This is a genomic window from Aminiphilus sp. (assembly GCF_029975095.1).
Classification (GTDB): Bacteria; Synergistota; Synergistia; order Synergistales; family Aminiphilaceae; genus Aminiphilus.
In genome coordinates this window covers 1-6,551 of sequence record NZ_JARKPW010000047.1, presented here as the reverse complement: position 1 = coordinate 6,551, position 6,551 = coordinate 1, and the positions used below count along the sequence as shown (strand labels likewise).

At 54.1% G+C, this 6,551-nt stretch carries 9 protein-coding genes; 7 read left to right on the top strand and 2 right to left on the bottom strand.

Annotated features, from left to right (window positions below):
- The 3 genes from Q1K49_RS02965 to Q1K49_RS02955 all read left to right on the top strand — a co-directional run.
- On the top strand, window positions 1-805 hold an 805-nt coding region (locus Q1K49_RS02965), incomplete at its 5' end, for a S16 family serine protease (protein WP_300522615.1).
- A complete protein-coding gene (nth, locus tag Q1K49_RS02960) occupies window positions 780-1,523 on the top strand; it encodes an endonuclease III (protein WP_300522612.1) in 744 nt (247 codons plus the stop codon). The genes Q1K49_RS02965 and nth, both read left to right, overlap by 26 nt.
- Window positions 1,516-2,676 (top strand): DUF362 domain-containing protein, encoded by a 1,161-nt coding sequence (locus Q1K49_RS02955; protein ID WP_300522610.1) that lies wholly within the window; start codon window positions 1,516-1,518, stop codon window positions 2,674-2,676. The genes nth and Q1K49_RS02955 overlap by 8 nt, the downstream gene beginning before the upstream one ends.
- A gap of 161 nt (window positions 2,677-2,837) precedes the next feature.
- Here the strand turns inward: Q1K49_RS02955 and Q1K49_RS02950 are convergent, their stop codons facing one another.
- Complete coding sequence (locus Q1K49_RS02950) at window positions 2,838-3,131, bottom strand: YerC/YecD family TrpR-related protein (RefSeq protein WP_029166484.1); 294 nt, start codon at window positions 3,129-3,131, stop codon at window positions 2,838-2,840.
- A 131-nt stretch (window positions 3,132-3,262) separates the two neighbouring features.
- Window positions 3,263-4,363 (bottom strand): histidinol-phosphate transaminase, encoded by a 1,101-nt coding sequence (locus Q1K49_RS02945; protein WP_300522605.1) that lies wholly within the window; start codon window positions 4,361-4,363, stop codon window positions 3,263-3,265.
- Window positions 4,364-4,656: 293 nt separating this feature from the next.
- Here Q1K49_RS02945 and rplU point away from each other — a divergent pair, with 293 nt between their 5' ends.
- From rplU to cgtA, 4 genes are all read left to right on the top strand, one after another.
- Window positions 4,657-5,049, top strand: a complete 393-nt coding sequence (gene rplU, locus Q1K49_RS02940) for a 50S ribosomal protein L21 (RefSeq protein WP_366146034.1) — start codon at window positions 4,657-4,659, stop codon at window positions 5,047-5,049.
- A gap of 11 nt (window positions 5,050-5,060) precedes the next feature.
- Entirely contained in the window at window positions 5,061-5,420 is a 360-nt protein-coding gene (locus Q1K49_RS14840; protein ID WP_366146033.1) for a ribosomal-processing cysteine protease Prp, read from the top strand.
- Window positions 5,386-5,676 carry a 50S ribosomal protein L27 gene (rpmA, locus tag Q1K49_RS02935; RefSeq protein WP_300522602.1) on the top strand — a complete coding sequence of 97 codons (291 nt, stop codon included), beginning with the start codon at window positions 5,386-5,388 and terminating at the stop codon, window positions 5,674-5,676. The genes Q1K49_RS14840 and rpmA overlap by 35 nt, the downstream gene beginning before the upstream one ends.
- A 116-nt stretch (window positions 5,677-5,792) precedes the next feature.
- The coding region (gene cgtA / locus Q1K49_RS02930) for an Obg family GTPase CgtA (RefSeq protein WP_300522599.1) at window positions 5,793-6,551 on the top strand (759 nt) is incomplete at its 3' end.

Genomic DNA, 6,551 nt, shown 5'->3' with positions numbered 1-6,551 from the left:
GGTCGGGCAGGTCAATGGCCTGACCGTCATCGATATGCGTGATCACGCCTTTGGTCAGCCGGTGCGGATCACCGCCAACGTCTTCATGGGACAGGAGGGCGTTGTCAACATCGAACGCGAAGTCAAAATGACCGGTCCTATCCACAACAAGGGATTACTGACGCTGAGCAGCTATCTCGGACGTACGTATGCCCAAGACATTCCCCTCGCGCTGTCGGCTCGCATCGCCTTCGAGCAGACCTACGACGGCATCGAAGGCGACAGTGCTTCCTCGACGGAGCTGTACTGCCTGCTTTCCGCCCTTTCCGGTGTCCCCATCCGACAGGGCATTGCCGTAACGGGCTCCGTGGATCAGTTCGGCAACATTCAACCCATCGGAGGCGCCAACGAGAAAATCGAGGGCTTCTATCGCTACTGTAAGGCACGGCGGCTCACCGGAGATCAGGGTGTACTGGTTCCAGTGCAAAACGTGCAACACCTCATGCTGCACCACGAAGTCGTCGAAGCAGTACGAAACGGCGACTTCTCCGTCTGGGCCGTATCCAATATCGGAGAGGGCATCGAAATACTGACGGGTGTGCCCGCAGGGACCCCTGGTGACGATGGAGAGTACCCTGAGGAGTGCATCCACGGCAAAGTGAAGAAACGCCTCAAGGAATGGCTGAAACGAGCCTCCGTACTCAAGAAGGAATTGGGGGAGACCAACGGCGGAACGTCTGCGAAAACAAGCGCCAATAACGAGGAAGACGCCGGAGAAACAACGGACCGACAGGATGACGATGACGACACGGACAATGTCGAATAGAGGAGAAAAGCGTTTCCTGGCAAAACGGGGCAAAGGCCTCTCCCGGAAATGGGTAGCACAGGTTCTCGACATTCTTGAGGAAAGCTGGGGCATGGAGGCGAATCCTCACTTCGTCTCCACCGAGGACCCTTTGGACGGATTGATCCTTACGGTCCTCTCCCAGAATACAAACGACAGAAACAGAGACACGGCTTTCCTGCGCCTCAAGCAGCGTTTTCCCTCCTGGAAAGAAGTGCACGAGGCACCGACGGAGCATCTGGAAGAGGCAATCCGTCCGGCAGGGTTGGGACCGACGAAAGCGAAGCGGATCACCCACCTGCTCTCGCTGACCCTTGAGACTTTCGGCGATTTCAGCCTCTCTTCCTTGCGAGAGTGGAATCCCGAGAAGGCAAGAGCCTATCTTGAAGCACTCCCCGGTGTAGGAGCAAAGACCGCCGCGTGCGTTCTTGTCTTCGACCTGGACATGCCCGCCTTTCCAGTGGACACACATATAGCGCGGCTCTGCATCCGTATCGGTTTCGTTTTGCCCGGAACAACTCCGGAAGACATTTCACGCATCATGGAGCAGTATGTCCCGAAGGAACGCTACCGTGGCGCACACCTCAACTTCATCGAACACGGACGCCATGTTTGCGGCGCCAGAAAACCAGCCTGTAAGGAATGTCCCCTTCGTCTGCTTTGCAAGACGGGGAAAGGAGACGGGTTTGCCCGTGACTGACGCGGTCCCGTATCTTGTCGGTATCGCTCCCTGCCAGGACTACGGGCCGGAAAAGGTCCGTACCGCCGTGGACAGCGCCGTCACGCATGCAGGTGGATGGCCTCTCATTTCCGGAAATGTTCTCTTCAAGGCAAACATCCTCGCACCCCGAAGCCCGGAAGACGCGGTGACAACGCACCCGGCTGTTCTTCGAGGTGCAATTCACTCCCTGAAGGCGAGCAATCCGGAAATACAAGAACTCCTTGTCGCGGACAACCCCGGCTACATTTTCAGCCATCAAAAGGAAATGCTTCTCGCCAGGAGCGGCATGGTGGAACTGGAACGTTCCGGACTCGCCAAGGTGGACTTGCTTTCCGAACGAGGACTCGTCAATGTAGCAAAAGGGAAGGCCCTTCTCTCGTCCATGCGCATTTCGCGCACCTATCTGGAGGCGACGACCGTCATCAACGCAGCCAAGCTGAAAACACACGTGGAGACGGAGATGACGGGATGCCTGAAAAACATCTTCGGCATTGCGGACACGGCGACGAGAAAAAGTGCACACGCCTCCAGGTCGGACGAACATCTTTGTCATGCTATCCTCGATATCTTCGAAATCCGCCCGCCGGAATTCCATCTTCTTGATGCCGTGATCGCCATGGAGGGGAAGGGGCCATCCCACGGAACGCCTCGCCACCTCGGTTGGATTCTCGCCGGGAAAAATGCTCTCGCCATTGATGCGGTGGCGGCGTGGATGATGGGATATCAGGACCCTTTCTCCATTCCACTTTTGCGCGTTGCCCATAAACGCGGCATAGGTCCGGGTTCTCTTGAGGCAATACATCTCCGGGGAGCATCTTGGGAACAGATCCGCTGCCCTGGGTTCAAGCGCGCTCCGGGAAATATCCGCTGGATTCCTACGTTTTTACGAGGTGCTGTGCACGGACTCGTCAAAGTCAGGCCGCTTCTTCAGCGGGAGCGCTGTGTCCGCTGCGGTATCTGTGCCACCGTGTGTCCAGTGAATGCCATCGAGCTACGGGAAGGCTATCCCGTCATCGACTCGAATCGCTGCGTTTCCTGTCTCTGCTGCCACGAAATGTGTCCCCCCGGAGCGATGACCGCAAAGGAGAATTTTTTGGCCCGGATCGCCATTCGAAACAGAACGCGATCCTGACTCATTGTCGTTTGAAACTCCTCACAAGAAAACCGTGCACAAAGACCGGAGGAACTCCTCCGGTCTTTGTGCACGGTTTTCTTGTGCGTCGCGAGCATTTTTGCTCCTTCGGGAAAAAGCCGCGGAACGTTTTTCGGAAAACGGCATTTCTCCTGCAAAATCTACTTTTCTTCCTTCATTCTCTCAAGAACGAGCTTGTATCCATCCGCGCCATACTCGAGAAATTTCTTGACGCGGCTGATCGTAGCGGTGCTGGCTCCCGTTTGCTGCGCAATCTGGGGGTAGGTGTATCCCTCGCTCAGAAGACGTGCGACCTCCAGACGTTGCGCCAAAGCCCGAATTTCGCCTATAGTGGCAATATCCTCCAGGAAACTGTACACTTCCTCCGGGTTTTCCAGCGATAAAAAAGCATTACATAGTTGATCCGTCAAACGATCCTTCCACTTTTCCGCCATGCAGGATTCCTCCTCCGTGTGTTCCAGAAATCAGGTCATCCTATTTCCTTTCACCGCATTCTAGCACATACTCCGGAGAGGTTCAAGGATCACAACGGTAAAGTGGAGCATGCACAGCGAATCACACTTCCTTACGCCAAAGCACTCGCCGAAAGGAGGTGCTCCTCTTCGCCGCCGACACATGCCTGGCTGCACTCATCCAGAACGGCCCGCATGTCTTCCTCGCGGCCGACGGTGATGCGAAGCCATGTTCCTTCCCAGGGAAGATCGTTGAGGAATTTCACCCGAATACCTGCCCGTTCGAAAAGAGAACGGGCGAAGCGTTCTTCGGCCGTGGTGCGCAGTAAAACAAAATTTCCGTCACTGGGAAATGCCTCCCATCCGGGAATTCGCGCCATGCTCTCCACAAAACGATCTCTCATGTAGCGGATACTGTAAACGCGGCTTTCCATCCATTCTCTGTAGTGGAGAAGAATCTTCGCGATTTCCTGGGTGAGGACATTCACATTGAAAGGACCGCGCACGTCGTTCAGTGCCTTGCAGAGGCTTTCCCCGGAGACAGAATAGCCCAGGCGGATTCCTGCAAGTCCCCACGCTTTGGAAAGGGTGCGGAGAACGAGCGCGTGACTGGGAAATCCTTCCTTTTTGAAAATATCCAGAACAGATGGACCGCCGAACTCAATGTATGCCTCGTCAAGGACGACAGGACATGGGGAAAGCCTGGCGAATCTCGCCAGAGATTCCGGTTCCATGGAAAATCCAGTAGGATTGTTGGGACTGTCAAGAAGAACGAGTTTCGGCGACGACGCGGCGACGGCATCTAAAAGCGCCTCTTCGTCGATGCGAAACGTTCCCTGCCGTGAATCCAGTTCGACGGGAACAGTCCTCTCGCAAGCCCCGAACACCCGAATCAGATGGGAATACTGCGAAAAGGAAGGATGCAGACGAAGGACCACATCCCCGGGTTTGACGAAAGCGAGAAAGCAGAGAAAAAGAATCTCATCGCCGCCGTTGCCCACGACAAGTTGGTTTGCATCCACATCCACGTATCCCGCCAAAGCCTCTCGGAGAGATCGATATTCCGGATCAGGATAACGATTCAAAGTAATCGTTGAAAGGAGATCCCGAATCTCTTCTCTCGGAGAGGGAGGAAGGTCGAAGGGATTCTCATTCTTATCGAGACAAACCTCACCTGTGTTCATTGCAAGAAACGCTTCGCGACCAAACCGCATGACCGCTATCTCCTCCTTGGTTACTGTTTACTCCGGTAAAATGGTGTTTTTGTCAACGATGGGCAGTTTATCATGTCTTTCTCCACTCGTCAAGTCCAGTTTTCCCGCTTGTGATCATCAGACATACGACAGTTCCAAATTCTTTTCACGGCCGGAATCCAGAGAAGCTCTGCGTACATGATCGTCGGGCTCCGTATAAGGAACAAGTCACGAGGAAACCGCTCACGAGGAAACCGCAAAAAAAACTTGACGGAGAGGACAGGTATTCGTAAAATGCCTAGGTTGGTATTCGTATGCGCATGGGACAGGTGCAAAAGAATCCTTTCGGATCACCTGAAAAATCCCAGCGGAAAGGGGACAGACTGTTCATGTACGCAATTGTTGAAGCATGCGGCAAGCAGTATCGTGTTGCTCCGGGAGATGTCGTCAAGATCGATCACCTTCAACTCGCCGAGGGCGAGGCGCTTCGCCTTGAGAAGATTCTCTTTGTCCAGAAAGACGACGCAACGGTAGCGGTGGGAACGCCTTTTGTCCAAGGAGCCTCTGTGCGCGGAACTGTCTTGGCACATGGCAAGGATCCGAAAGTGATGGTCTTCAGATACCGCCGCAAAAAAAACATTCGAAGATTTCGGGGCCATCGGCAGCAGTTCACTCAAGTGAAAATCGAAGGCATTGATGTAGAGTAGTCCCTATAAAAATGACGACTGTACGTGTTTTCCGACGGGAAGGAGCCATTGCAGCCGTCATAGCCGAAGGACATACAGGGTATGCTCCGTCAGGCCAAGACATTGTTTGTGCCGGCGTATCGGTTCTTATGCAATGCCTCCAAGTAGGCCTGGAGGATGTGATCGGCCTCCGAAACGCTGACGTGGTGTGTGACGAAAAGAATGGAATGATGTCCATCCGTTGGCACGATGGAGACCATCCTTGTGTCGCAGTGCTCGCGGAGTCTATTGTGAGAAGCATGTATGGCATCGCCGCCGGATATCCGGAGATGGTACGGATCATAGAGGAGGATCACCATGCGGATTTTCAACCTTCAGCTTTTCGCGCATAAAAAGGGGCAGGGCAGTAGTACGAACGGACGTGACACAATTGGAAAGCGGTTGGGCATCAAACGACAGGACGGCCAATTCGTTCTTGCGGGGAATATCCTTGTCCGCCAGCGGGGAACTACTATTCACCCGGGAAAGAACGTCGGTTGCGGCAGGGATTATACCCTCTTTGCCCTTGAAGAAGGGATTGTTCGTTTTCAAACGAAGGGCAATCGCAAAGTCGTCAGTATTGCTCCCGTGTCTCTGGAAGTAGAGTAACCTCTGGAGAATGACCTGGCTTGGACACAACGGAAACTGTGTTATGGGGCCGCCATGTGTGTGGTCCCTTTTTTCTTTTTCTTTGGAGAAAAACGAGTGGGAGTGGGCGGTTTTCTATGAAATTTATCGATAAAGCAATACTTACCCTTCGTGCAGGCAAGGGCGGAGATGGGTGTATGAGTTTTCGCCGGGAAAAATTCGTACCTCGCGGGGGGCCCGATGGAGGAAACGGAGGACATGGAGGTAGTGTTTTCCTTGAAGCCACCAGAAGTCTCCACACTCTTGCGGATTTTGAACATCGCCATCTTTTTTCTGCAATCGACGGTGAGCGGGGGAAGGGAAAGAAGCAGCATGGGCGCCGCGGAAAAGATAGCGTCATCCATGTCCCTTGTGGTACCCTTGTCTTTGAAAAAGGAAGTGAAGAGACACCTCTCGCGGACTTGACGGAACCCGGAGACAGGTTTCTCGCAGCCCGAGGTGGAAGAGGCGGAAGAGGCAACGCTCATTTCGCGAACGCGGTGAGGAAAACGCCTCGCTTTGCCGAGAAGGGCGAACCGGGGGAAACGCGCACCATTCGGCTTGAACTCAAGCTCATTGCCGATGTCGGACTCGTGGGTTTACCAAATGCCGGAAAATCGAGCCTTCTGGCTGCCCTCTCGAATGCACAACCGAAAATTGCGAGTTACCCTTTTACCACTCTGACTCCCAACCTGGGTGTTCTGCCTATGGAAGATGACCGTGTTGTCATTGCGGACATTCCAGGACTTATTGAGGGCGCGAGTGAAAATCGGGGGCTCGGACACGATTTCCTCAGACACGTTGAGCGGACGCGGTTGCTTGTGTATCTCTTCGACATCAGCGACGACAATGTTGAA